Here is a 26,213-nt window from a genome sequence, read left to right as displayed (position 1 = left end):
TGTCAGCATTATCGACAAAATATTAAAGAATGGAAATAGTCTCCCGCGCATTTCCTCAGCTCGTTAAACCGATATTGCAAGCTGGCTTTGTATTTCCTCCCCATTCGAATCACGTAATCGCTCCAGAAGTGTTTTAGCGATGTTGATAGTTTTTTCTGTTCCGCTTCCTTTGACATTCACTTTCTTATTGTTTTCAAGTGCTGTAATAATTTCAGCGGCTTTTTCAAGCTTTTCAGGTACAGAAAGATTGCTGCGATCTATCTCTCGCAGTTTTCGCAATGTTTTTCTAATGGTGACATTTTTATAACTACCAGCACGCCACTCTAAAAACCATTGACTCTGCAACTGTTTAGCCTTTTGTTCGAAGCTCATTGCCAATATTTTTAATTCGAAGGTTTTAAAACGTATGCCACCCAATAAATCTTGTGGAGCCAATATTAAAGCTTTGCTTTGATTGGTGGAATGCGAGCTGCTCGTTCCTTCTACGGCTGAAGCCGTTAATAATTTATAAATACCACTACCTGCATCAATACCTAAATTAATGGCCCCTCTAACCATAAAAATATTTAGTTCCGTCAAACGAGCAACCAGTGCTGTGACTGCGGTGAAAATAGTCTCACCAAAGACTCGCATAATACGGCCGATTGTCTGGCCTTGGCTAAAGGAAGATTGCTCAAGCCAACGCCCCCCTTTTGACAAGGTAAACGTCACGGCGTAAAGCAATGCCAGTTCCTCTATAAAAAAACTGAGACAGTAGCCTGTGGTTAAATAGGGCATTAACTGCGTTAAGCGTTGCGCCCAAATTATAGAAATAGTATTTAGTTGGTTATTGTAAGCTTCTGCAGACGTTAGCATGGCAAGTATGCTGTCCAACAAGGCACGTTGGGTGTAAGTTTTCGCATTTTCCCTGTCTTTTTTGATTTGAGCAATTAACGCTTCCATCGTTAATATTTCTCCATAATGAAATTCCGGTGCTTCTGGATCCGTTAATTTTTTCTCACACAATATTACCAGATTAAAGCAGGTCGCATCTTTAATACCCTCTGCGCTCAATGTATTCTGCAGCCATTTATTTTGCGGTGAACTGACTGGATATTTGTCAGGATGAAATAAAAGCTGTAATTTTTTAGTATAGGGATGTATTGCTTCTGCAGTTAATCCATCTTGAGAGAGATACTGGCAAATTAGCGCGATAAGACTTGCTTCAATCTTTTGTTTAGTCTCAAAGGTAATGGTTGTTTTATCTTTGTAGATAAAACGTTCTTCATCATAATCGGTATATTCAGCGATTAATTGTTTTAAACACTCCTCAAAATCCATGATCTGCTCCTTGCTAATCACTCAATGATTTCTTTATTTTCTTATATATTAGGTGGCGTCTTTTTTTTCATCGCTGCAGGCATCTTGGAATTTCAAATGCGGTTAAACTATGAGTATCACGCTACCTTACCTGAAATGCCCTTTCTACAGATTAAAGTAAGCGTTAAAAAAAACCAACAGTTGATTTCAATTTTCTCATCTTGTAAAAAAGATGAAAAACTACAACAGTACATCGCCTATTCTTATAGCTTAAAGTGAATTTTTTTAGGATAATTATTTTTTAATAATTAGTGCGTTAAAAATAATAGATATGGATATTCAAACAAAGAAGAATAATTTTTGGCTTGAGCATCCTGCAATTAGCTTGTTGTTATTCGTAAGTTTTATTCTGTTTATAAGGCTAGTATTACGCGGCTCCGTGCTGTTGCTTGATGAGTCTGAGCAAGTGGTGCTGGCACAAAATCTTTTACCGGGCTACCCTAACCAACCTCCCCTCTATACCTGGCTACAATATTTTTTTTTCCACGTGCTTGGGGTTAATTTATTCAGCTTGGCGCTCCTAAAATGCCTTTTATTATTTGGCTGCCTTTATCTTTTTTATTTGATAAGTCAGCTTCACTGCCAAAATAATGTATTGGCCTGGTGCGCCCTTGCGTCCTGGGCTCTTATCCCATCTATTGGTCTTGATTTAGTAAAAGACAACACCCATTCTATATTAGTTTTATTTGCAGTCTGTTTAACCTGGTATTGGTTTCATATCTACAATCATTGTTCCGAATTTTTTTGGTATGGTGGTTTTGGAGGGATTATTGGCATAGGTTTGCTGGCAAAATTTAACTATTTATTATTTTTTATAATTTTTTTTATCAGTTCTCTAACCATTCAAGCCTACCGCAAGCGGTTAATGCATCCCTTTATGCTGGTATCCTTAATAATGACAATGATTATTACCAGCCCTTATGCCTATTGGCTTTTAAAGTATTCTGATTTGGGCTTTGCCAGTGCTTATAAACTAAATCCTTCTGGAGTGACTTACTTATACGGGCTTGTTCAATTATTCAAAACAAGCTTACTTTTCACAGCGCCTCTTTTCGTTGCAGCCATTTTTTTTCATGGAAGTCAATTTAAACAAAAGAGCGATTTGCTGCTGTATCGTTATCATTTACTATGTCTACCTATTCTTGCCACAATTGTTATACTGGGCAGATTTAGTGAATTTGAAACACGCTGGCTAATTCCGATATTATTTTTATGTCCTGTCCTCTACTTTAGTCAACTTAAATACAGTCCAGCTTTAAAAACTAAGGTAATTTCATTTTTTGTCTTATGCGCAGCGACGCAAGTCCTTTATTTTCTTATTTTAATTTACAACAGTCATTCAGACCACACAAAACGCAAGCAAGTGTCATTACAGCAAATATTAGAGTTCATTAAAGCTGACTCTAGCAAGCGGGATTACATTGTTTCTGATTCTTATTGGCTTTTAGGAAATATTGCTACAACACTCCCCACAAAAAATCTATGGCTGATTCAACCTACAAAAGAGTATTTACCCAAAGGCAGATCGCTTATTGTTTGGACAACTCCCCAATTGCCTTACTGGATTAACCTTTTTGCTCATTCCTCTTTATTAACGGAGATAAAACTGCTTGTAAATCCGGAAACAAAACGGGTTATTGGGGGGCAAGCCTTTGGCTATATTCCCTCCAAAGAGCTAGTTGTTTTTAGCATGAATAATAGCTAAAAACCAAAGGCTCGAAATTGCCTTCCCTCTGTAACCGTTTCCCCAGCTGGAGGAAATAAGCTATTCTGGTGCAAAGCGCGTAATGTCTCTGCGTCCAGCATTACATTGTCGGCAGTTACTCTACAATCCAATAAGGTTTCCAATAACTGCGGTGTTAGTGTCTGATGACTCTCGTATAAGCCAAAAAGCAGTTTTAATTGATTATTCGTTATCGTAAGATCTTCCTTAAGGGAAACAGTCCCATCGAGAAGATGTTTAATAAGCAATACACCGATGCGATTGGATAGCTCTCGAGGAATATAATTATAAGTTAAACTTTGAACCAAATTATCTATCCTTAATATTTCTTTAATGATCATTTGTTAAAATTTTAACAATCATTCTAGTATTTAATGATTTTTATATCGCGACCTATCTTCTCCATAAGGATATTCTGGAGGACTGGTGATAACACTTAGTTTTAATGAGTAAACGGGTTCGTCGCTGAGGCAAAGAAGATGAACGATTCAGTCAATCCTATGATTGAGAATTGTTAGTTGACTTTCATTCAGCGAAGTTATTAATCACCAAGCCCAAAGTTTCATCTTTTTTGTCTCTTAATTATCTGCCCTGATGTATTTCATTAGTCAGCAGTTGGTTTCTTAATTAAGAGGGGTTTAAGATGAAAATTAGTAAATCTACATTTTTGGAACAAGAGAATTCTTATCCAGGTTATCAGGTAAGCGCCCGGGATCTGGAAAAAATAGTTCAACATTACCAGGAAAAATACGGCATTCGTTTAATTATTAACGGCACTACGCCAACTTCCGAGAAACTTATTAAAGACCGTCAAGAAAATTTTGAACAACAAAAGCAGCGGTTTTTGCAACTGAAATATGCTCGCTTTTTACAAATATTTTTCCATAGCCCCGACGTTTTAAGTACGACTGACCCTTTTGCCATCAATAAGCATGATGGCGTTTTTAAAGAATATTATCAAGAAATCCGCAATAAAATAGCCCCCTTCTTAACTTCAAGAGGAAAAGTAAATTCAAGTTTAGCTCCCGAAGAATTAGGCGAGTTGAATAGACTTTGTGAAGAACTTTCCTGTAAGCCTATTTTTGACAAAAAAATCAATGAATTCATAGAAATGAATGCAGATTTTATTGGATTAACTGGTGAAGAAAGTGAGCAAGAAATACAAGAAATTTGCGCTGGACTTACTGGAGATGAGGCGGTTGGGTATATTTTTACAGGTCAACGTCTCACAGGAAAAGCCCATTTTGAAATCTACATTTGCTTACCGGGAAAAGCGATAAGGCCTATACTTTATACTTTTTGGCCCATCGACTATTTTAATCTTGAAGGAAAGTTACAGCTTAGTTCATCTTCTGCTGAAGGTAATTATTTTACTCCTGATCTCCTACATCTCTCTCGTAAAGGAACTATGCAACAACAATTAATTCCGCAAGCTGATGTTATGTCCTGTGGCACCTTAGCCATGATGTATGCCAAAGAATTATTGAAAGACAATGCTAAACAGTTAAAGGAATTGACTTTAAGTTTTACCTATTACAACGATAGAGGGGAGAAGGAATGTTTTTTCCTCCCTTCACCACAGGTCTTAAGGTATTCGCAGGTGAGTTTATACAATGAAGCCCTCAAAGCCATTGTGTCTAAACAAAATGTCCAAAATCCGGGAGTGGTAGAGAAAGATAATAAAACCTATCCATTTAAGACCCTTGAAAAAATTCTGGAAAAATCCTGTGAGATTGCAGAGAGTAAGGATGACATAGAAGTTCAGGAAGAAAATCAAAGAATTATGCGTTTTTTACCTCAATTTCAGGAAAAATGGCAGCAGGCCTATGAGGAAATGCTCCAAAAGCGCCAAACGATGCAGCAACAAACTGGAAATAAGTATTTACTTTATTCTACTCACCGAATGAGCAATATCGCGCAGGGTCACTATAAAGAAGAGATAGCAGGAGATGACATTGTAGATTTAGAGACAAAAACAATGTAGGGATTTCGACAAAATTGAGGCAAGGAAGCGTTTATTAAATGAGAAGTCAACTGCTATATAAACAGAGAGGCTAAGAAATACCTCTCTCACTGACCTGATTGGGTTTTGCAAAACGGGACGCTCTTTCCCGTTGTATTAGGTACAAATTACGCGCATAAATAAAGACGCCCGTCGATTGACCTAATATAAATACGGGATCACGTTTGTAGATGGAATATACTAGCAACGTTAACCCGCCAAGCAAACTTAAATACCAAAACGCTACCGGGATAATACTTTTTTTCTCTTTCTCACTCACGAGCCATTGAACTATAAAACGGGCTGAAAAAATTCCCTGGCCAGTTAAACCCAAGAGAAGCCAAAGATATTCATTGTTCATTGTTAGACACCTCCGGTGAGCAAGGCCGCTTTAATAACCAGCGCACACCGATTAAATCATGGATACCCACAAATAAACGATTCATAACCCCGTATTTTGAAACACCATGCCAACGTGGACGATGATTAACAGGAATATTAACTATTTTAAATCCCGCTCTTTTAAAAAGCGCAGGCAAAAACCGATGCAAATGGTTAAAGTGCGGTAAAGCCAAAAAGGCATCTCGAGGGAATAATTTCAAACTGCAGCCTGTATCTGGACAATTGTCATTAAGCAGGCGCTGGCGTATACCGTTGCCAATACGAGAAGACAATTTTTTGAGTGTATTGTCGTCTCTTTTTTTACGGTTACCAAAAACCACCGTACGTGAATCATGCAAATGTTCAAAAAGACGAGGTATATCGTGCGGATCATTTTGACCATCACCATCTAAAGTGACCAGCATGGAATATTGCGCAGCTCGTGCACCACTCACCAGACCGGCACTTTGGCCAAAATTTTTCTTATGGTGAATCACTTTTAAATTACTGCAGGACTTTGACAATGATTTTAAACACTCTGTGGTACCATCCGTACTGCCATCATCAACAAAAATAATTTCATAGAGGAAGTGTTCATCTGGAAGGGCTGCTACAATTTCTTGATAAAGTTCTTCAACATTATCAACCTCATTATAAACCGGTATCACTATTGAAACATCTTGCTGCATTATTTTTATCCAACCCCAATCAAATTTTGCTATTATACTGCATGTCCCCAAGCGGGTGCCAGCCACGATTTGCGACGCAAAAAGCAAAGTAAAATTCCAATTTCTAATAAACTTAAATAAGCTGCAGCCAATATATCGCTTAAATAATGATGGGTAAGTAATACACGTGACAAAGCAACTGTAATTCCAGTCAACATAAAGGCATAGCAGTAGCGTGGAAATACGATACTTAAACCAAAAACAACACTCATAATGGTGGTTGTATGACCAGATGGGAAAGACCAAAATGGTGCATGCAATTGCAAACCATAAAACCCATACACATCATTGTGGATCCATAGATTAGGACGAGCTCGACCAAAAAGTATTTTTAGGAAACCACAAACCACATTCGGTATGGCAACGCACATCAATAAAAACCATGCGCGAGCGGCCCATTCCCGATTGACTATGAGGTAACGAAAGATAACAGCCAGGATAAAAAGCGTGGGCATATAAACAACGCCAAGACCTAACTTCGTTATCCAACCAACCAGTGCCAAATGCTTTCTTACGTCGAGATTATAAAAATACTCAGCAACGGGTTTGTCAAAATACAGGAAAGATAGCACAATCAAGCCAACATAACTTATCATGACTACAGGATTGGTCATCACTCTTAATATACGATCGAATGGTGACATTAGTGATTCTCCTTTTGTTGCGTTACTAGAACAAGCTCAAGCCACCGCCCTTTGGTATAATTATATCCTGTGGCATGAGCTTTAATGGATAATTGCAGCCCCTCTTTTTTCCAGGCTTCTAAAATGGTCGAATTAACCAGTGCCATACGCGAGGTATCTTTTTTCAATAATTGTTCGGCATTGGCACTATCAATAAATTTCACTCGTTTGGTATTTAAATTAAATACTAAACTTGGTTCCTCAAAACCTGCTACTAATAAAGGTTTGGCATCTGTAATTTTCTCTGTTTTTATTAATTCTATAATATGACGTGTCAACCATACTGGCTCTAACTGAGGAAGCAGTTGTTCGAATAAAAGAGGGTAAGTAATTAAAGCTGTGATACACACCGCTATACTCGATTGGCGATAGGCACCCTGCCATGAAAAATAGACACTGATTACGGTCAGAAGAAGTATGCCGCAAAAAAGAAGGCTACTTACCACATAAATTTTACCCATCAGTAAATAAGGCAGAATAATAAAACTGCTGGCAAGACCTATTGATAAAATTCCCCACATAATTTGTAAAAAGCGCACCCACTTCCCGGGTAAGCGGTCCTGTTTATTGCTATCAATAGCTAATGCACAGAGCAAAGCAATTGCGGGGAAAGTGGGTAATACATATTGTGGTAACTTGGTGGGCATCACTTCAAAAAAAAGCCAGGTAGGTATTAACCAGGCCAGGAGAAATTTAACTATTTTTTCACGATGCCAGCGACTGGCATAGACACCTGCGTGCCATAAAAATAAAGAGGCAGGCCAAAACGTCAGGGGTAAAATTAGCAAATGAAACAACGGTGGTTTTCCATGAGACTCATGCCCTCCCTGCAACTTGGGCAGTAAATCCTTATAGAACATTTGCATGAGATAATTGCTGTGTTCTGCTTCGTTAACCTTATAAACCCACGCCAGGGTAAGCAGCAAAAACAATAAACCTCCACGATAAAGACGAACTTCTTGTAGCCAATCCAGTCGTCTTTCAAAAAGACAAAGTGCACCAATCGTTAAAAAACCCACTAAAGGTGTCACTCCTTTTAGTACCATTCCAAACGACAATGCCAGCCAGAAAGCAAATGCCCACCCCCAATGCACGCGCTCACCCACAATGCCCTTCTCATAACAGTGCCACAAAGAGCCTTGCATCAATAAAACAGAAAATAATAGAGAAGCATCAATGACTGCCATGTGTGTTTCAACAATTAATAATAATGAGGTGGCGAATAAACCTGCAGCTAATAACGCTGTACGCTGACTCGTAAAATGACGTGCAAAGAAATACAGCAGTAACACAGAAAACAACCCTCCCAATAGTGAAGGAAGGCGATAAGGCCAGATGGTTGTAGCATCAGCATGACTAAATAAACGGACACTGGCAGCTTGTAACCAATTTATACCCGGTGGTTTCTGAAAACGGGTTTTATCCTGAAAACGAATTTGGAAGTAGTTGTTAGTTTGCAGCATCTGTCGGCTTGCTTGCGCAAAATGAGCCTCATCTCTATCAATCGCTGGTAATTTGGCAATTCCAGGAAGAAAGAGCAAGAGCGAAAATAAAGTCAACAGAAAAAGCGACTGTAACTTAGACAAAAGATTATGTCCGAATGAAAAAGTATCGATAATATAGGAAGCCTGAATAAAATTCCACCTTGAGTGCAGGATAAAGCATAGCTAATCTTAAACACCAAATGGATTCATCTTGCCTATCATTAAAATAGACTATTTTTAAGCTTAAGTCCCCAATACTGGGTACAGCGCATAACAGCGCTTTGATTTTAAGTTGAGCTATTTCTATGAAGAGCACAGGGCGATTCATTGTTGGGCAACTTTAAATCTTTATTTGCAGAAGAGGGGCGCTTTTAAAGAATTAAAATCCAATGTAAAAGCAAAGGAGATTTTATTGTGGGCTGAGGTGGATAAATCTGTGCATACTACTCAAACACCATCAAAGTTAGTAGTTATATTTGTGTTTATAAATTCTCCAAAAAAAGAGGTTCTGCTCAAACAGCTTAAATAACCTTTTGGTGATAATAGATGTAATAACGAATTACTAACCCATGCTCGAGAATTAAGATAATACGTTGGTTCTGTTTCTAATTTTGTTGAAATGGAGCGACGTAAAGAGAAAGCTAATCAATCGGAAGGGGGGATGAAACTTAATTAGCGGCTACCTGGCTTTTATTAAACTGAATTAGTTTCCTCTTTTCAAAATAAGAAATAATAAATTGCGGCCCGAGTTGTAAAAATGACAAACCGCTATAATAAAAATTCTTCCTTTTCCTCTGGAGGTGAGATTTTGACTAAAGTCTTACCTTTTGTCGCCGTTACGAAGAAAAAGCTCAATTTTTTTTCTTCTTTAACTGCCATGAGAGTAGAAGCCTCTTCTTTCCCCGATTCTTTAGAAACCTTAGTTTCCAGGGTTTTTTGTGGTTCAGGACTTAACAAAGTTTCTTCTGTACTAGTAGCAACAGGCTTGAGCTATTTTAATCACACCCATGATACGTGAAGCGAGAAATTATAGGTCTAAAAAATATCTTTTTAAGCAAGTTGATCAAGCCCCCAGTAACTAAAGGTTTTAATCTTGCATTGGCAATAACAATAATCTTACGCATTAAAGCGGTGATAGCGACCATTTTCTTTTTTCCTGAATTAACGAGGCGATGATAAAAAGTTTTAAGGCTTGAGTTCGAGTTTCTGGCGGCCATAGCGGCCATAAACAGGATGGGCTTAATGGCAGACCGTCCATGTCCAGTTGCTCGGTATCCTTTGTAAGTTCCACTCTCATTGGCTATGGGAGCGACCCCAGCCAAAGAAGCGATTTGACGTCGACTTAATGTTCCTAATTCAGGTAATAAAACTAATAACTCATTGGCTGTGATATCGCCTATTCCGGGTATAGTTTTAAGGATTTCTTTTTTCGCTTTTAACTAGGGGTCTTGTTCGATTAAAGGATTTATTTGCTCTGTAATCACTTGGATTTGTTGCGTAATGGTTTCTATCATTACCAGGCAACTTTCTTGCACAAGGTTAACCCTAGGTGCTTTTAAGCGATTTTTTCGGCAACAAGAAGACGCTTTAAATCTTGGCGTCGTTGAACCAACTCATAAAGTGCCAGAGCTTGCTTTGATTGTGGAGTAAAGCACTCAAGACGCTCCCCTCGCTCATAGCCATAAAGGGCAAATGCCTTACTGTCTAGTTTATCTGTTTTTGCTACATTGCCAAATGAGCGAATGAAATGTTTTACTTTTCTTGTATTGGCTCGGTGAACAGAATAATCTAATTCACACAGCGTGAGAACTAAGCGCATTTCATAACCACCCGTGGTCTCCAATACACATAAACCTTTTGATAAATAGCGCTGGTAGTCTTTTAGGAAGAATTTAATCCCTGATGCATCATTATCATATTCTTTTATTGGTTTCTGCCCATGAACTGCTACTACGAAACTAAACTTCCCAATATCAACACCTACAAAATTATTGTACAATGGCATCATAGCCTCGAAATAAAAATTGTTTAGGATTGTAAGCGGGTGTGTAATCAGACCCAAGCAACTATTCAAACGTTTCGAGAGCTGGGCTAGAGTACCATGATCTTCGCGGTTGGTTAAACCAATCCTTCAACGGTCGCTCACGCCCTTTGTTTTTGCAAAGGGCAACCCTCTTAGTTCCTAATATAACCACTTTTAGACTTACAATCCTTCATGCGGCTTTGCCGCATTCTGGATGACGAGATGTAAATAGACAAAAGGCTCCGGCCCACGTCATCCTGAAAGCGACATCGTCACTTGAAGGATCTTTTCATTCAAAGAGCGGAATTTTATCTGCTGGGGATCCTAAGCAAGACATGCTGATGGTCATCTGTCAAAAGTGCGATTCGACCTTGATACTTGAAATCCCATTACCACATATAGATTGGGATAAACTTTATAAGGAGAGAGTAATGGGTCAGAATCAATTATTTCTATCCTGTTTATATAGGGTTTTAATAAAGGGTGTATGAGTGTATGTGAGTTATTCATACCTATAAAAAAGAAAATAGTATTATATAGTATATTACAGACGTAAACACTTGGGTTGTCTAGCTTGTTTGGACCTTGAGTCTGCTTATAACAACCGTTAGAATGCTTTATTTACATGATTAAGTAATGGCATGCCTGAGTTAACCACTATCCAACAAATTGCTATATGGTTACTGCCTGTTTTGTTTGGTATAACCCTTCATGAAGCAGCACATGCCTGGGTAGCTTACCGTTTAGGTGACACCACTGCCAAAATGTTAGGCCGAGTTAGCTTTAATCCTATGAGACATATTGATCTTATTGGCACCATTATTGTTCCTATTGCTGTTTTAATTTTAAGCCGTTTTAATTTTGTTTTTGGCTGGGCAAAACCCGTACCCATTAATGACTCGCAATTTCGCCATCCTCGACGTGATATAGCCTTGGCGACTGCAGCAGGCCCACTTTCTAATTTATTAATGGCCATTATGTGGACAGGATTGCTGAAAATAGCAGCTAATATGAATCCTCAATCATCTAATTTTGCTTTATTTTTATTATTAGCAGCGCGTGCGGGTATTATTATTAATTTGTTATTAGCCTATCTGAACTTAATTCCCATTCCTCCTTTAGATGGTAGCCGCATTGTTGCCAGCCTTATGCCACCACGCCATGCGTCTATTTATTTAAGGTTGGAACCATGGGGGTTTTTTATTTTATTAATCCTGCTGTTCACGGGCGTTCTACCCTGGCTTATTAATCCACCGATTCAGTGGTCTCTTATGTTTCTCCGAGCATTATTTAATTTATGAAAATTCTTGCTGATGCTACATTACCAGGGTTATTTAATGCTTTTCCAAAACCTTTTGAATTAACTTTATATTATAATACTGCTGAGCTCACTCAATTACTAAAAAATCACCAGATTTTAATTTGTCGCTCCACCTTGAAGGTGACAGAGCATTTATTGAAAAATACCGCTTTGAATTACGTTGCCACGGCAAGCAGTGGAACTGATCATATTGATGAGAGTTTTCTCAAGTCACGGCGAATAAAATTATTTGATGCCAAAGGGAGTAATGCGACAGCTGTTGCTGATTATGTAATTGCAAGCCTTGCATTTTTGCAAAAATATAAAGATTTTAAAGGAACTAACGCTGCTGTAATAGGTGTAGGTAAAGTGGGTTCTAAAGTTCTGGAACGTCTGCAAGCAACTGGTTTACATACCGTTGCCTATGATCCTCCAAAAAGCAAGCGCCAGCATAATTTTATGAGTTGTTCGCTCGAAGCTGTCACTCAATGTGATCTCATTGCTATCCATGCAAACTTACATTTTAATCAGCCTGATGCCAGTTTTAATCTCATCAATCAGGCTGTTTTAAAAAAATTAAAACCTCATTGCGCTATTATTAATGCTTCTCGTGGTAGTATTGTTAATGAAAAGGAGTTATTGCAGCAAGCCCAACCCTTACTTTATTGCACCGATGTTTATAATAATGAACCTGCCATTAGTACAGACATTGTCAATTTTGCAACATTATGTACGCCTCATATCGCAGGACACAGTCTTGAAGCAAAAGATGACGCAGTGATTATACTAAGTCAAAAACTTCATGCTGCCTATGGATTGGCTTTACCAGAATATACACTTCCTGCCATTCAACAAGCTCCTCCAATGCCAGGTGGACAAACCTGGCAAGACTATGTTCTATCATTATACAATCCGATTTATGAGACTGAGCGTTTAAAAAAAGCTGGCAATCTGGAAACAGCTTTTCTAAGTTTACGTAAAGCACATCAACAACGGCATGATTTTGCTATGTATGCAAAAGAATTACCGGCAGATAAAAAAATTTTAAGAATTCTTGGTTGTGGATAATCTTAACACCTGCGTAACATTCAGCCCAGGGGGGAACCCAGGCTCCATAGGGAATATTAATCAAAGTAGCCTGGATGCAGGTCCGCAGGATCGAATCCGGGATTCCACCCTATTTCCCGTTTTTAGGATATAAAAAACTTTCCACTTCAAGCAAAGTATTTGTTTTTTCGCGCTGAATAAGCAATCGATTATAGTTCAGTGCTTGTTTAAGACTACGGCTGTTTCCATCTTTTTTATAATTTAACACGTCTTCGGGTGATTTAAATAATGCCGGGGTATTGTTCATTGCTTCAATAGTATTCTGCAATGCTTCTTTTATCAATGAGGCCTTTTTTCCTTTGTTGATAGAAAAAAATGAAATCCCATCATTAAACTTTTTAATTTGGCGTTCAATTGTTTCGATTAGAGAGGCATAATTTTCAACTGGGGTTACCTCTGCAGAAAAATTATTAAGCTCAAGACTATTTGTTGCTTGAGAGACCTCAACATTATTATTCTCAGAGGTCTTATTGCTAAGCGTTTCTTCAGGAGATTTTAAATTCAACATATCAGGAATTGCTGCTATGGACTCATCGATTTGTTTTTCCTGGAAAAGAAAATTAAATATTTCACGAATGTTAAAATCCTTACTATTAACAGAGATTATCATCTCCCTTTTTTCAAGATCCATACTGCTTCGAGAACAGATCATCTCATTCTCAAATTGTTTTAACCACCTCATCATTTTAAGATAGAAATCTTGCGCTTTTTCAGAAAAACCAAAGCTAAAAAACAAGGTCTCATCGGAGCTAGTAATTTCTATTTCGCCAAGCTCACTATCTTTTTCCACATTTTTGTAAACTGCATAAATAGAGGTTTTGCTAATTCCTCTCGTTCGATCATAGGAGGATAAATTTTGGTTGAAGTGTTCCCAGCGCATATCGATTTCACATTAAATGTACTAAAAGAGAAAATTATGCGCTAATTTTGATCTTTTTGATATGGGTATAAATACCCATTCCTTTAAGTGGTTATACATAAGACCTATTCATAGCCTGTATGAGCAGAAAGAAAAATGTTTAAGCAATAGCACGCTACAACCATGATACAGCTTTATACCTTTCAAAGTGAGATAACATCAGACTCTTATGGAGTAAAATAGGCTATTTATTAACTAATTTTCGTACTGCGTCTTGATCAGAGAAAAAAGAACGTAAATTTCCTATTTGCTGATAAGTTTCATGCCCTTTGCCCGAAATCAGAACAATATCATCTTTTTCTGCCAAACTGAGTGCCTTAGCAATTGCTTCTCGTCGATCAACAATTTTCACAATTCGAGAAGGATTAGCAACTCCGGCTTCAACGTCTTTAATAATAGTCATGGGATCTTCTGTGCGTGGATTATCACTGGTAATGATAGCAATGTCACTGTATTGTTCAGCAATTTTTCCCATCATGGGACGTTTAGTTTTATCCCTGTCACCACCGCAACCAAACACCACTAAAAGACGATTTTTTTTGATTCTGCTTAACGTAGCAAGCACGTTTTCCAATGCATCTGGTGTATGCGCATAATCAACAATGATATAAGGTTCATGAGAAACTACTTCCATTCGGCCATGAGCTGCCTGTAGCTTGCTCATAATGGAAGCAATGGTTGCGATAGGATAATTATTGACCGCCAAACTTGAAAAAATTGCCAATGCATTATAAATATTAAAAAAACCCAAGGCATTTATTTTTAACTGCAATTGCCCCCAAGGGGACAAAACATCAAAAGTTGTTCCAGTTAAATCAACCTGCCAATTTAAAGCGCGTACATCGGCTGCTTCTTCTTTAATACCATAGCTAACCACTTGGCATGAAATGGCAGTAATAGCATCTTTCATTAACTGATAGTAGGAGTCATCCCGATTAATAATGGCTGATTTGAGGGTAGGTTTAGCAAACAATAATGTTTTTGCCTTGGCATAAGCCTCCATCGTGAGATGATAATCCAGATGCTCATGGCTTAGATTGGTAAAAATGGCTTGCTGAAATTCAATGCTATCAACCCGATGCTGACATAGAGCATGTGAAGACACTTCCATGCAGACCTGTTGAACTGCATTCTGTTGATAAGTTGCCAATAGCTGTTGTAGACATAATGCATCGGGGGTTGTATTCCCTAATTCTTTAAGCTCTGCAATTTTTCCTTGCCCAATGGTACCAATGTATGCAGCACTTTCTCCTAATAGGTCATAGGCTTGAGCCAATTGATAAGCAATGGTTGTTTTTCCATTCGTTCCGGTGACACCGGTTGCTGTTAACTTTTTCGCAGGATAATGATAAAAACGACTGGCGATGTCGCCAAGTTTTGCTGCAAGATTTTCTAGCGGGATACCAATAACCTGTTCAGGTAACTTGGCAGTCGACCAGCCAGCAGGATCATACACTATCGCAGAAGCACCTGAAGCGACTGCTTGTGAAATGAACAATCGACCATCAGTGTGTGCCCCAGGATAAGCCAGAAATAAAAAGCCCGGGCTAATTTGGCGACTATCGTTTTGCAATCCTGAAATTTCACAATCAGGAAGGGCTATATTAACCCATGGACGCATCAATTCAGCCAGTTTCATTTCTTAAACCTCACATTGTTGTTTTATCAGGAGGAACTTCTAATATTCGCAATGCTCCGGACATCACCTGTGCAAAAAGAGGAGCAGCAACTGCTGCGCCATAATAACTGTTTTTTGTTGGTTCATGAATGACTACTACTACGATTAATTTCGGATTTGATACCGGTGCAATCCCTGCAAAACTCGCAATATGGCGATTGGCTTCGTAACCATTCTTTCCAGCAATACGTGCCGTACCCGTTTTACCTGCAACCCGATAACCAGGTACTCTTGCCTGTTTACCTGTCCCCTCATTACCAAGTACTGCTTCCATCATTGCCAGAATTTGCTCTGCTGTCTTTTCGTCGACAACTTGCTCACCTGGCGGCGTCGGCTGATTATGCAGTAATGTTACCGGTACTGAGCGACCTTTATTTGCAAAAATAAGATAACCTTTGGCCATTTGTAAGGCTGTCACTGACAAACCATAGCCAAAACCCAGTGTAGCTAATACAAAAGGATTGGCATCTTTAACATGCACTATACTACCATCACTTTCCCCAGGATAACCGCTTTCTGTGCGTTGCCCAAATCCGCTTCGCTGCAATAAACCGATCAGTTGTTCTGGTGGGCTTTGTAAAACCATTTTTGTCACCCCCACATTACTGGAATGTTGTAAAACACCAGTAACATCCAATACGCCATAATTATGGACATCTCGAATAGTATGACCATGTACTATCATCCAGCTGGGACGTGTATCAATAATGGTATCCGGTTTAAATAAACCTGTACTAAGAGCACTCGCGATACTGAAAGGTTTAATCACCGAACCAGGTTCAAAAGTATCTGTGATTGCTTTATTGCGATAACTATCTCGCGTATAGCGTCCACGGGCATTAGGATTAAAAGACGGCGCGTTTGCTGCTGCTAAAATTTCACCACTGGTCGCGTCTACGACTACAACTGATCCTGATTTGGCAGCAAATTTCTCCAGTGTATTTTGTAATTCATGGTAGGCTAAGTATTGAATACGATTATCAATGCTTAAAACAAGATCATGACCTGGACGAGGCTCTTTTATCACACCAAGTTCCTCAATAATTTGTCCCATCCTATCCCTCAAGACTCGTTTTTTACCATTAATTCCCATTAACCAGTCCTGATAGGCAAGTTCTAGACCTTCAATGCCAATATCATCAATGTTGGTAAACCCTAATAACTGGGCAGTGCTGTCTCCTGCGGGATAATAGCGTTTGAACTCTTGTTGAAAATTAATCCCTGGAATTTTTAATTGCTCAATCTTTTTGGCAATCATAGGAGGCAGTTGGCGACGCAAATATAAAAATTCGCGATTTTTGGCCTTCTCAACACGTGTTAACAATGTTTTGGCTGGAATATTTACCAGGCGAGATAATTCGGCTAACTGCTGTGCATTCGCTGAAAAAGTCTGAGGATTTACCCAGACTGATTGCACAGGAGTACTCACAGCAAGTGGTGTTCCCTGTCTATCAATGATCATGCCACGGTACGCAGGAATATCAACAACCCGTACGCTGCGAGCGTCACCCTGAACTTGCAGAAATTGCCGATGTAAAATGGTCAAATCGACCATTCGCCATAGCAAGGCTATCAAAAGCATAAGAAAAAACAGTGACACAACCGCAAGACGAGCCAGAACACCTTTTGCTTTCATCGGGTTTGCAACACATAAGTATTTTTATCTGCGGGCAGTTTCATCTGTAATTTTTCAACTGCGAGTGCTTCAACTCGACCAGGAGTGGCAAGACTCGCTTGTTCTAACAACAGTTGTCCCCATTGTAGTTGCAATTGATGTGTTTGCTGCTCCATCCGCTGTAACTCACTAAAAACGATTCGATGTTCATTCGTCACATAGACCACCATCAATGCGCTAACCAAAACGGCGAATAACAAAGACAATATGAAACAAAGCTGTTTTGAGAGACGCATATCTGATAAATGTCCACTAAAAAGATTGCTTTGATGAATCGCTCTGGCTGCTGCGTTCATGCTATTTTCTCCCCTATTCTTAAAACTGCACTGCGAGCTCTGACATTTGCTTTTATTTCGTCATCACTTGCTTTTATCGCCTTACCTATTTTTTTAAAATTGGTTTTTACCTCTTCATTTCGCACAGGCACTGAAGCTGGCAGACGTAATCCCTGTGCTTTGTCTCGCATAAATTGTTTAACTATTCGGTCCTCCAAAGAATGAAAACTAATTATCACCAAACGCCCACCTATTCCTAAGACATCAATTGCCGTTTCCAAACATTTTGTTAACTCATTTAACTCCTGATTAACGTGAATTCGTATGGCTTGAAAAACACGAGTGGCTGGATGCTTATGCTTTTCCCATTTTGGATTTGCTTGTTTTACAATTTCAGCAAGCTCTTCTGTTGTTGTAATTGGACTTTCGGCTCTCGCTGTAACAATTGCCCGGGCAATTCGTCTAGCGAAACGCTCTTCACCGTACTCTCTAAAAATAGCGGCCATCTCATCGGCTTCTGCTTCATTAATAAATTGTGCAGCATTTAAGTCTTGCCCAAGATCCATGCGCATATCTAAAGGGCCTTGCTGCAGAAAACTAAATCCACGGGCTGGATTATCTAACTGCGGTGACGATACGCCCAGATCCAGTAAAATCCCATCTACTTTGCCGTAGACATTTTCTTTTCTTGCAAATTCCGCGAGTTTAGCAAATGAACCTTGATAAATATGAAAACGTTTGTCTGCAGCAAAATGCTCTTTGGCATAGACAACTGCCTCAGGATCCTTGTCAATGGCAAGCAGTTTTCCTGACTCGGACAACTGTTGTAAAATGGCACGACTGTGGCCACCACGACCGAAAGTTCCATCAATATAGGTTCCTTCTGCCCTGATAGCCAAACCCTCTAATGCCTCCTGCAACAAAACAGATTGATGCGCCATGATTTTGCTTTCCACTACAAAGAAAAAGTTTTCATTTCATCGGGCAATCCACCACCTTCACCAGATGCTTCGTCAGCTAGCCACTTCTCACGCCTGGATTGCCACAACGACTCACTCCAAACTTCAAATTTATTCCCTTGCCCTATCATTACGACCCGCTTATCGAGATGGGCATAATCTCTCAATAAGGGAGGCAGCAGCACGCGCCCATTACTATCTAATTCGACATCTGTGGCATGCCCTATTAACAGTCTTTGAATACGACGGGCAGCAGCATTAAAACTCGGAAGACTCTGCAGTTTGTCCTCTATAACTTGCCACTCAGCTGCTGGATAAAGCAGCAAACAAGTTTCCTCGGTATCGATTGTCACCACCAAGGGGGCTTTCTCATTGCCCCCCGCCAACGCGTCGCGATAGCGCGTTGGTACGGTTAGACGGCCCTTTCCGTCAATTGTGATGGCATTAATTCCGCGAAACATAATCTTCTCTTTGTGGGTAGTCCGAAGAGTCCCACAATTCTCCACTTTTTTGTTATTTTAACCCACTTTTATACACTATAGAAACACTATTTCCCAGGCGTCAACCCTAAAAACCATTTTTTTTAATAAAAAAAATGCACAGCTACTCCTTAATAGAAAATATGCTCTTCGAAATGGCAGATTGAAAAAATCAACAACACTTGGTGACAATGCTTTCTGTCAGTTCGAAGACGGTTTTGAATGAAACAGAGGTACAACTGAGTTACAGCAATAGAGTAGCCAGTTAACTATTTATACAAGGAACCTCATGGTATTAGCTATTTAATTCAGCAGCTAAACGTATGCCCTGTAATACCAAATCAGGCACCAGATAATCGTAAATGTCTTGCTTATCAAATAAAGAAGCAAATCCACCTGTTGCCAAGACTAAAACATCCTGATGAGCAAAGGTCTCCTCTTTAATCCGAGTAATCAGTTCACGACAAGCACCTAATGCCCCATAAAATACTCCCGATTGAATACTTTCAATTGTAGAGCGTCCTACTACTTGTTCAATTTTAATAATTTCTACAGCTGGCAACTTTGCAGTTTTATTCGCTAATGCATCTACAGATAAACGTACACCGGGCAGAATAGCACCACCTAAATACACTTTCTGAGCAGTAATAACGCAAAATGTCGTCGCTGTACCGAAGTCTATGATGATAATATTTTTTTCGGGATAAGCATGTGTTGCTGCAATTGCATTCGCAATTCTATCAGCTCCCACCTCGACTGGATTTCGATATTTAATATTTAGACCTGTTTTTACCCCAGCCTGAAGAAAGAAAGGTTCTACCGAGAAATATTTAACACAGGCCGACCGTAAGGAATAATCCAGTTGAGGCACTACGGAACAAATAGCAATTTGATTAATAGCTTCGGGTGAGCACTGATTTTCGCGCAAGACAGATTTAAGAAAAATGCCTAATTCATCTGAAGTACTTACCTGTGAAGTATGACGAAATCGAAGGCGAATTTCTTCACCGGCAAATACACCACCATAGATATGGGAGTTACCAACGTCAATACAAAGCATCATGAATTAAGACTCAACCATTAGAAAGCGTGATGGTAAGTCTACTTGCAAGAATAAATCAAGAGAAAATAGAAAAAGTCGATCGATAAGCCGGGTTCTGTCTTGGACAATCATTCATCTAGGGCTTACGTCACCATAAGCCTCGAGCGACCTACCCGAATCCCGTACGGGTCATACGTTCCAGCTTTGCAGCAAGATGGATTCCTATTTGGTCTTGCTCCCAGTGGGGTTTACCCTGCCACGACTGTTGCCAATCGCGCGGTGCGCTCTTACCGCACCATTTCACCCTTACCTCAACTGTCGCTATGCTTCAGGCAAGGCGGTATATTTTCTGTGGCACTTTCCGTAGGCTCGCGCCTCCCAGGCATTACCTGGCACTTTACCCTATGGAGCCCGGACTTTCCTCTTTTTACTGAAGTAAAAAGCGATTGTCTGATCGACTTTGTAATCAATACTAGCAGAATGAATAGCAAAAAACCAGGAAACCCTGGCTTTTTGCTAGATACTAACTTTTTAAATAGCTGATTACGCTATTAACCACGAGTACCGATAAATTCATCGTCAAAATAACGCTTTAATTTAGTACGCAAAGTACCACGGCTTACGCCAAGAACTCGGGCAGCCTTTGATTGGTTATAACGAGTCAGCTCCATTACTGTACGAAATAGAGGAGCTTCTACCTCTTCAACAATTAATTGATACAGATTAAGGTTACCGTCTTTACTACCCACATTATTTAAATAACCTTTCACCGCACCAACAACTTGTTGGGTTAATGCTTCATTATATTGTTCAACTTGTTGCATAACTGCACTCATTATCCTCTCCACATCCAAAGTAAACTATTTTGATAAGCCATATAACGACCATCATGACCGATATACTATCAAATATCACAAAGTATGTAAACATTGTCTTAATGATATTCATTTCTTAAGGGAAGCTTAAGTAAAAATGAAGATTTTTTCAAGCAATTTTTGCACGAACGACTCATTTCAAAAACATTAGTAACATTTTTTTACAGTTTTTTTACTCAGTAACGGACTTTTGCAGCCATGAATTAATACGCAGACTAAAACTGTAGTTTAAGAATTCAATTAGCAGAGAAGACTCTCCTGCTAATAAAGAGGTTTAATTACTGGAATTAGAGCAATACTGTATCCTTTGAATTAATTTCACACTTGCTCAAATTACCGTCATTCTGAGCAAGTGAGTTCTCAAACAGATAAAGCCTGAGCTTTAAAACAAAGAGATTCTTCAAGCGACTATGTCGCTTTCAAGATAATCTATATTGGAGTCTTTGTATTTTTACATCTCGTCATCCAGAATGCGGCAAAGCCGCATGATCTTTTGCAAGTTGAACCTGCTCTATTTAGATTCAGCGCTTTGCTCAGGATGACGCCCTTATTGTTTATAATTTAGAAGGTATATTTGCCTTGTTACTGAAAACATAGTTAATGGTGAGATTTAAACGTTTAGTAATCCTCCACAGTAAAACTTTCCCCACATCCACATTGGCCTTTTTGATTGGGGTTATCAAACACAAATTTATAATTTAGCCCCTGCCTGACATAATCCACTTTCATTCCTTTAAGATAGGGGTAACTCGATTTATCAATACATATTATATAATCATCAGCTAAGACCTGAACAATGTCATTATCTTGGGGAGATTGAACATAATCCACTACATAAGATAACCCTGAACATCCTGTTCTTTTTACAGATAAGCGGATGCCTTTGCTGTCTTTCTGTTTGTCAAGATAAGACAAAATGTGCTGTTTGGCAGCATCGCTTAAGGTAACGCCAGCGGCCAAATCACTTCTATGCTGCATTACTTCTGACATTTCTAATTCCCCTTCTAACTTCTCTTGCATTATCTTTAGGATTTCTTGATAACCGTCGTGCACTTGCAACGCAACAGGATATCGGGTTCCAGGTATTTCTAATTGCTCCACTAACCAGGAGTAGTCAAACTGCGGATGCTCACGGATATTACTACTTTCCAGTCGATGACAAACCAACTCTAAGGCAGCGATTAAATAAGGGTTTCCATAGGCTTTAAATCGAGCCTTAACTATTGAGCCCTGCTTATCACACTGCAGGTAAAAATCAAACACATCACCTCGACCTGCCTTTCCACTGCGATAACAAACCGTTAAAGGTTCCGCTAAATCAATAACGCCCACATGTTTGGGTGAAAAAAAACAACGTTCTAAAAGATTATTATACATCATAGTGGTGATATTTCTTGCAGACGACCAACTTGGCGACAAATTATTGTGACAGCCTGTCTAATTTGTTCTTCCGTAGTAAAACGACCACAGGAGATACGTATCGAGCTAAAGGCGGACTCATCATCCAATCCCAATGCCCTTAATACGTAAGAGGGTTGTAAACTGGCTGAGGCACAGGCTGATGTTGTAGAGATTGCCAATTCACGTAAAGCTAATAACAATGAATCCCCCTCTACTCCTGAAAATGTGAGGTTTAAATTACCGGCTACTCGTTGATGCTCATGACCATTTAAACGTATGCCAGGGATATGTTTAATCCCTTCCCACAATTGTTGTCGTAAATTCAAAATACGCGCTTGCTCTGCAATTCTTGAAGCTTCGGATAAAACAAAAGCCTCAGCCATGCCAACAATTTGGTGAGTAGCAAGTGTTCCGGAGCGCAGGCCACCTTCATGCCCTCCTCCAAAGGATTGAGGTTGTAAGCGTATTCGAGGCTTGTGACGAACATATAAGGCTCCAATTCCTTTAGGCCCATAATTTTTATGGGCAGAAAAAGACATTAAATCCACAGCCATTTCACTTAAATTAATAGTCAACTTTCCTGCACTTTGCGCAGCATCGACATGAAAAATAATACCCTTGTCACGCAGAAATTCACCAATCATGGCAATATCCTGAATAACACCAATTTCATTGTTAACATGCATGATGGATACTAAAATTGTATCGTCCCGCAGCGCCTGTTTTAAATCCTCAAAATTTAATAACCCGTCAGACTGCGGCTCCAAATAAGTGACCTCAAATCCTTCTTTCTCTAATCGATGAAAGCTGTCAAGCACGGCTTTATGTTCCGTTTGCATCGTCACAGCGTGACGCCCCTTGCGCTGATAAAATTGAGCAGCTCCGAGAATTGCTAAATTATCTGCCTCAGTAGCCCCTGAAGTAAATATTATTTCAGCAGGGGCAGCATTAAAAACATCAGCAATTTGTTGACGAGCGTGCTCAACTGCTTCTGTAGCTCTTTTGCCATAAATATGAGTAGTGGACGCAGGATTACCAAAAATGCCATCAGGACCTAAGTAATCCATCATTTTTTCAATCACACGAGGATCCACCGGGGTGGTTGCCATATAATCTAAATAAATCGGCAAATTGCCCATCTTTCACTCCTATTGTTTATAGCCGTCCCTAATTAATTATTTATCACTATAGGCTACTGTAACCAAGAACTAAACTTTATATTGTCCTGAAATAAGCTTTTACTTGCCACTCAATGCTTTTTGAATATGACTTAAAATGCCTCTCAAAATAGTTACCTCCATATATTCAAGTTTAGCGCGATTAAATAGGCGACGAATCCGTTGTAATAAACGTTTTGTAGGACGGGTGGGCTTTAGAAATTTGATTGTCGTCATTACTGTTTTCAGATGCTCAAAAAACTGCTCCACTTCATCCGCAGTAGCTAATCGATCAGCAATGAGTCCCACCTCAGCAGCAGGAGAGAGTAACTTCATGCGTAACTCATAGGTTATAATTTGCACAGCTTGAGATAAATTGAGTGAACTGTACTCCGGATTACTCGGAATATTAATATGATAGTGGCTACGCAATAATTCTTCATTGGTTAGTCCTGCATGCTCACGACCAAAAAGAATCGCCACTTCCGTACTATCAGGTTGTCCAGCAAGCATTGTGGCAAATTCAGAAGGCGTTAATCCAGGCAAAGCAATACCTCGAGGTCTTGCACTTGTTGCAAAAATTAATTGGCAACCCTTTAATGCCTCATCCAAGGAGTCTGTTATTATCACTTCATTCAACACATCATCTGCCCCAGCTGCCATTTCATAAGCTTTTTGATGCGGAAAGGCTTTTGGCGAAACCAGATAAAGGTTGCGAAAACCCATGGTTTTCATTGCTCGAGCTGTAGAACCAATATTGCCTGGATGTGAAGTGGCAATTAATACTATTCGGACTGCTGAAAAATTCATAAGGCAATAACTTTATTTATCTCTTTCAATTGTTATTTTGCGCAAGGAGCTCGCACAGATATTGAGGCAATAAAGAATCATAACAATAAAGCTCTTTGCTGCGAATAAATAACAATTTCAAGAATTAATTTTAACAGGTGCAAACTATACATCAACGATTTCTCTCTGTACAAAAAAAAATGTGTTAAAATCGCTGATTTTGTAAAAAGAGCAAATCCATGCAACCATTATTAAATATTGCTATTTCAGCCGCCCGACTTGCAGGCGATATTATTATTCGCCATATTGAGCAAGTAGACAGACTTAAAATTACTGCGAAAAACGGCGAAGAGTTCTTTAGCGAAGTTGATGTTAAAGCTGAGCAAGCGATCATAAATGCCATTCATAAAGCCTACCCTGATCATGGTATTATCGCTGAAGAAAGTGGAATTTATAATGGTGATGCTGAATCAGTATGGATAATCGACCCTTTAGATGGAACAACCAATTATTTACATGGGTTTCCTTTTTTCTCTGTATCAATTGCACTTCGAATTAAAAATCGAATTGAACACGGTGTCGTTTATGATCCCTTACGCCATGAATGCTTTTCTGCCAGTCGCGGTCGTGGAGCACAATTAAATGAACGTCGTATCCGTGTTTCTAAAAAGACACAATTATCGGATGCTTTATTGGGGACAGGCTTTCCTTTCCGCAATCTTGCCATAGCTCGCCGCTATCTTCCTACCTTTGAAACGCTGATTGGAAAATGTGCTGGTATCCGTAGAACCGGTTCTGCAGCATTGGATCTCGCCTATGTTGCAAGTGGTCGTCTTGACGGATTCTGGGAGTTTGGATTACGTCCCTGGGATATTGCTGCAGGTGCTTTATTAATCAAGGAAGCAGGGGGCTTAATTAGCAGTGTGGATGGTAGCGAAGATTATATGAAGCAAGGTGATGTTGCTGCAGGAACACCCAAGATTTTCAAATCCCTCTTGCAAACATTAATGCCGGCTGTGAAGGGTTAGTAAAGCCAACTTTCGTGTTGATGTTAATGCATGGAGGGTTTCAAAAATACACAATGTTATTTCCGACTCCCTTCTCCACTCACCCAATATACTTCTCTATACCGCGCTTACGCGCGGTATAAGCGCTAATCAAGCACCCCTGGTTTTAATCCCAAAGCCAAAGGCAATTGCTCGGCCATAGCCGTACCAAGATTTTTAGAAAAACGCTCCAGCACACTTTGTTTGTGAGTATAATCAATTACTTTTTCCAACTGCATTTTTTCGCGAACGATTTGACCGCTGCTTGCAAAACCATCAATTAAACCGCGAGCCTTAGCTTGTTCACCAGTCCAGAAAAGACCTGAAAAAGTCTCATCATCGATAAGAAGGCGAGTACCTCGTCCAGCTTTTACCTTGGCTATAAATTGCTGATGAATGTTATTTAACATGGTTTGCAATAATTGCACTTGTTGAGGAGTTTGCGGCGAAAAAGGATCCATAAATCCTTTATTCTTACCTGCTGTCTGCAAGCGTCTGCTTATCCCTAATTTTTGCATGGCATCGACAAACCCAAATCCGTTGTATAAAACGCCAATAGAGCCGACAATACTGGATGGGTTCGCGTAAATTTCCTCAGCTCCAGCAGCGACATAATAGGCAGCAGAGGCGCACATATCGACACAGACTGCATAAGTTTTAATATCAGGGTATTTTTGGCGGTAATATTGCAATGTATTATACATATAATCTGCTTGTACAGGACTACCTCCTGGGCTATTGATACGGATAATTAAAGCTTTTAGTCCAGAACTTTTATAGGCAGAATCCATCGCTTTTGCAAAATTTTCAGCACCAGCACCTTGGCTATCAAAGATAGTCCCATTTAAATCAATTAAACCAGCATGGGGTTTAAGTCTTATAGTCTTGTCTTCATCTCCATAGCTGTATAACTGATAAAAGATTAAAAGGGCAAAAATAACAATTAAAATGCGTTTAATCCAACGCCAGTAGCGTTGACGTCTCTTATCACGCATATACTCAATAACTAATTGATTTAACAATGCCTGTGAATCAGAATTATTGGTTGGTGGAGTATCATTCATTATATTAAGTCACTTGATTTTTTAAAAAGAACCCACATTTTACGGCAGGTAAGAAGTATTTTAA

At 39.3% G+C, this 26,213-nt stretch carries 26 protein-coding genes, 1 other RNA gene and 2 pseudogenes; 7 read left to right on the top strand and 22 right to left on the bottom strand.

The annotated features are described in order from the left end of the window. Positions 1 to 63 precede the first annotated feature (63 nt). The gene (locus clem_RS04395; RefSeq protein ID WP_094090505.1) at positions 64 to 1,320 is read right to left on the bottom strand and encodes a hypothetical protein; all 1,257 of its coding nucleotides are present in this window, start codon (positions 1,318 to 1,320) and stop codon (positions 64 to 66) included. A 96-nt stretch (positions 1,321 to 1,416) separates the two neighbouring features. Here clem_RS04395 and clem_RS04390 point away from each other — a divergent pair, with 96 nt between their 5' ends. Next, entirely contained in the window at positions 1,417 to 1,578 is a 162-nt protein-coding gene (locus clem_RS04390; RefSeq protein WP_157698177.1) for a hypothetical protein, read from the top strand. A gap of 52 nt (positions 1,579 to 1,630) precedes the next feature. Further along, positions 1,631 to 3,064, top strand: coding sequence for an ArnT family glycosyltransferase (locus tag clem_RS04385; RefSeq protein WP_094090503.1), 1,434 nt, complete (start codon positions 1,631 to 1,633; stop codon positions 3,062 to 3,064). On the opposite strand, the gene clem_RS04380 is transcribed toward clem_RS04385, so the two are convergent. Further along, complete coding sequence (locus clem_RS04380; RefSeq protein WP_094090502.1) at positions 3,061 to 3,390, bottom strand: hypothetical protein; 330 nt, start codon at positions 3,388 to 3,390, stop codon at positions 3,061 to 3,063. The two genes, clem_RS04385 and clem_RS04380, sit on opposite strands and share 4 nt — an antisense overlap. 335 nt (positions 3,391 to 3,725) lie before the next feature. Between clem_RS04380 and clem_RS04375 the strand changes: the two genes are divergently transcribed. Further along, positions 3,726 to 5,066 (top strand): hypothetical protein, encoded by a 1,341-nt coding sequence (locus clem_RS04375; protein ID WP_232505561.1) that lies wholly within the window; start codon positions 3,726 to 3,728, stop codon positions 5,064 to 5,066. A 70-nt stretch (positions 5,067 to 5,136) separates the two neighbouring features. Here the strand turns inward: clem_RS04375 and clem_RS04370 are convergent, their stop codons facing one another. From clem_RS04370 to clem_RS04355, 4 genes are read right to left on the bottom strand one after another with little or no spacing between them, the layout of a single operon-like run. Then, complete coding sequence (locus clem_RS04370; RefSeq protein WP_094090501.1) at positions 5,137 to 5,445, bottom strand: lipid-A-disaccharide synthase N-terminal domain-containing protein; 309 nt, start codon at positions 5,443 to 5,445, stop codon at positions 5,137 to 5,139. Further along, the gene (locus tag clem_RS04365; protein WP_094090500.1) at positions 5,435 to 6,154 is read right to left on the bottom strand and encodes a glycosyltransferase family 2 protein; all 720 of its coding nucleotides are present in this window, start codon (positions 6,152 to 6,154) and stop codon (positions 5,435 to 5,437) included. Before clem_RS04365 ends, clem_RS04370 begins: the two co-directional genes overlap by 11 nt. Before the next feature lie 32 nt (positions 6,155 to 6,186). Continuing rightward, positions 6,187 to 6,837, bottom strand: coding sequence for a phosphatase PAP2 family protein (locus clem_RS04360; RefSeq protein WP_094090499.1), 651 nt, complete (start codon positions 6,835 to 6,837; stop codon positions 6,187 to 6,189). Then, positions 6,837 to 8,462, bottom strand: a complete 1,626-nt coding sequence (locus tag clem_RS04355; RefSeq protein WP_157698176.1) for an ArnT family glycosyltransferase — start codon at positions 8,460 to 8,462, stop codon at positions 6,837 to 6,839. Before clem_RS04355 ends, clem_RS04360 begins: the two co-directional genes overlap by 1 nt. A gap of 190 nt (positions 8,463 to 8,652) precedes the next feature. On the opposite strand from clem_RS04355, the gene clem_RS04350 reads away from it, so the two are divergent. Further along, positions 8,653 to 8,889: a hypothetical protein gene (locus tag clem_RS04350; protein WP_094090497.1), complete on the top strand. Its 237-nt coding sequence runs from the start codon at positions 8,653 to 8,655 to the stop codon at positions 8,887 to 8,889. Between the two features lie 239 nt (positions 8,890 to 9,128). On the opposite strand, the gene clem_RS04345 is transcribed toward clem_RS04350, so the two are convergent. Together clem_RS04345 and clem_RS15455 are read right to left on the bottom strand one after the other, a co-directional pair. Beyond that, on the bottom strand, positions 9,129 to 9,317 hold the full coding sequence (locus clem_RS04345; protein WP_094090496.1) for a hypothetical protein: 189 nt from the start codon (positions 9,315 to 9,317) through the stop codon (positions 9,129 to 9,131). Between the two features lie 119 nt (positions 9,318 to 9,436). Further along, a pseudogene (locus clem_RS15455) lies at positions 9,437 to 10,365 on the bottom strand (IS110 family RNA-guided transposase); the annotation flags it as partial. Between the two features lie 659 nt (positions 10,366 to 11,024). On the opposite strand from clem_RS15455, the gene clem_RS04335 reads away from it, so the two are divergent. Next, on the top strand, positions 11,025 to 11,684 hold the full coding sequence (locus clem_RS04335; protein ID WP_094090495.1) for a site-2 protease family protein: 660 nt from the start codon (positions 11,025 to 11,027) through the stop codon (positions 11,682 to 11,684). Beyond that, a complete protein-coding gene (locus clem_RS04330; RefSeq protein WP_094090494.1) occupies positions 11,681 to 12,751 on the top strand; it encodes an NAD(P)-dependent oxidoreductase in 1,071 nt (356 codons plus the stop codon). Before clem_RS04335 ends, clem_RS04330 begins: the two co-directional genes overlap by 4 nt. A 109-nt stretch (positions 12,752 to 12,860) precedes the next feature. Here clem_RS04330 and clem_RS04325 read toward each other — a convergent pair whose 3' ends face one another. The 13 genes and pseudogenes from clem_RS04325 to clem_RS04270 all read right to left on the bottom strand — a co-directional run bounded on the left by clem_RS04325 (position 12,861) and on the right by clem_RS04270 (position 24,060). Next, positions 12,861 to 13,580, bottom strand: a complete 720-nt coding sequence (locus tag clem_RS04325) for a hypothetical protein (protein ID WP_157698175.1) — start codon at positions 13,578 to 13,580, stop codon at positions 12,861 to 12,863. A 313-nt stretch (positions 13,581 to 13,893) separates the two neighbouring features. Beyond that, positions 13,894 to 15,348: a UDP-N-acetylmuramoyl-L-alanyl-D-glutamate--2,6-diaminopimelate ligase gene (locus clem_RS04320; RefSeq protein ID WP_094090492.1), complete on the bottom strand. Its 1,455-nt coding sequence runs from the start codon at positions 15,346 to 15,348 to the stop codon at positions 13,894 to 13,896. A 10-nt stretch (positions 15,349 to 15,358) separates the two neighbouring features. Then, positions 15,359 to 17,023, bottom strand: a complete 1,665-nt coding sequence (locus tag clem_RS04315; RefSeq protein ID WP_198333184.1) for a peptidoglycan D,D-transpeptidase FtsI family protein — start codon at positions 17,021 to 17,023, stop codon at positions 15,359 to 15,361. Next, complete coding sequence (gene ftsL / locus clem_RS04310; RefSeq protein WP_094090491.1) at positions 17,020 to 17,358, bottom strand: cell division protein FtsL; 339 nt, start codon at positions 17,356 to 17,358, stop codon at positions 17,020 to 17,022. The genes clem_RS04315 and ftsL overlap by 4 nt, the downstream gene beginning before the upstream one ends. Then, positions 17,355 to 18,281, bottom strand: coding sequence for a 16S rRNA (cytosine(1402)-N(4))-methyltransferase RsmH (gene rsmH / locus clem_RS04305; RefSeq protein WP_094092267.1), 927 nt, complete (start codon positions 18,279 to 18,281; stop codon positions 17,355 to 17,357). Before rsmH ends, ftsL begins: the two co-directional genes overlap by 4 nt. A gap of 11 nt (positions 18,282 to 18,292) precedes the next feature. Further along, entirely contained in the window at positions 18,293 to 18,757 is a 465-nt protein-coding gene (mraZ, locus tag clem_RS04300; protein ID WP_094090490.1) for a division/cell wall cluster transcriptional repressor MraZ, read from the bottom strand. Between the two features lie 313 nt (positions 18,758 to 19,070). Further along, entirely contained in the window at positions 19,071 to 19,838 is a 768-nt protein-coding gene (locus clem_RS04295) for a type III pantothenate kinase (RefSeq protein WP_094090489.1), read from the bottom strand. 67 nt (positions 19,839 to 19,905) lie between these two features. Then, an RNA gene (rnpB, locus tag clem_RS04290) (RNase P RNA component class A) lies at positions 19,906 to 20,279 on the bottom strand. Positions 20,280 to 20,368: 89 nt separating this feature from the next. Beyond that, positions 20,369 to 20,653 (bottom strand): helix-turn-helix domain-containing protein, encoded by a 285-nt coding sequence (locus clem_RS04285; RefSeq protein WP_058449409.1) that lies wholly within the window; start codon positions 20,651 to 20,653, stop codon positions 20,369 to 20,371. Between the two features lie 657 nt (positions 20,654 to 21,310). After that, positions 21,311 to 21,682 carry a HesB/IscA family protein gene (locus clem_RS15055; protein WP_232505599.1) on the bottom strand — a complete coding sequence of 124 codons (372 nt, stop codon included), beginning with the start codon at positions 21,680 to 21,682 and terminating at the stop codon, positions 21,311 to 21,313. Between the two features lie 150 nt (positions 21,683 to 21,832). Further along, positions 21,833 to 22,069: pseudogene (locus clem_RS15050) on the bottom strand (iron-sulfur cluster assembly scaffold protein); the annotation flags it as partial. Beyond that, positions 22,069 to 23,232: an IscS subfamily cysteine desulfurase gene (locus clem_RS04275; protein ID WP_094090487.1), complete on the bottom strand. Its 1,164-nt coding sequence runs from the start codon at positions 23,230 to 23,232 to the stop codon at positions 22,069 to 22,071. The gene clem_RS04275 and the pseudogene clem_RS15050, both read right to left, overlap by 1 nt. Positions 23,233 to 23,331: 99 nt before the next feature. Then, positions 23,332 to 24,060 carry an RNA methyltransferase gene (locus clem_RS04270; RefSeq protein WP_094090486.1) on the bottom strand — a complete coding sequence of 243 codons (729 nt, stop codon included), beginning with the start codon at positions 24,058 to 24,060 and terminating at the stop codon, positions 23,332 to 23,334. 218 nt (positions 24,061 to 24,278) lie between these two features. On the opposite strand from clem_RS04270, the gene clem_RS04265 reads away from it, so the two are divergent. Further along, positions 24,279 to 25,067, top strand: a complete 789-nt coding sequence (locus clem_RS04265; protein WP_094090485.1) for an inositol monophosphatase family protein — start codon at positions 24,279 to 24,281, stop codon at positions 25,065 to 25,067. Between the two features lie 125 nt (positions 25,068 to 25,192). Here clem_RS04265 and clem_RS04260 read toward each other — a convergent pair whose 3' ends face one another. Further along, positions 25,193 to 26,149: a S49 family peptidase gene (locus clem_RS04260; protein ID WP_094090484.1), complete on the bottom strand. Its 957-nt coding sequence runs from the start codon at positions 26,147 to 26,149 to the stop codon at positions 25,193 to 25,195. Positions 26,150 to 26,213 lie beyond the last annotated feature (64 nt).

Source organism: Legionella clemsonensis (assembly GCF_002240035.1).
In the GTDB taxonomy this organism is placed as follows: Bacteria; Pseudomonadota; Gammaproteobacteria; order Legionellales; family Legionellaceae; genus Tatlockia; species Tatlockia clemsonensis.
The sequence above is the reverse complement of the archived record's forward strand: the minus strand, read 5'-3'. Positions and strand labels throughout refer to the sequence as shown.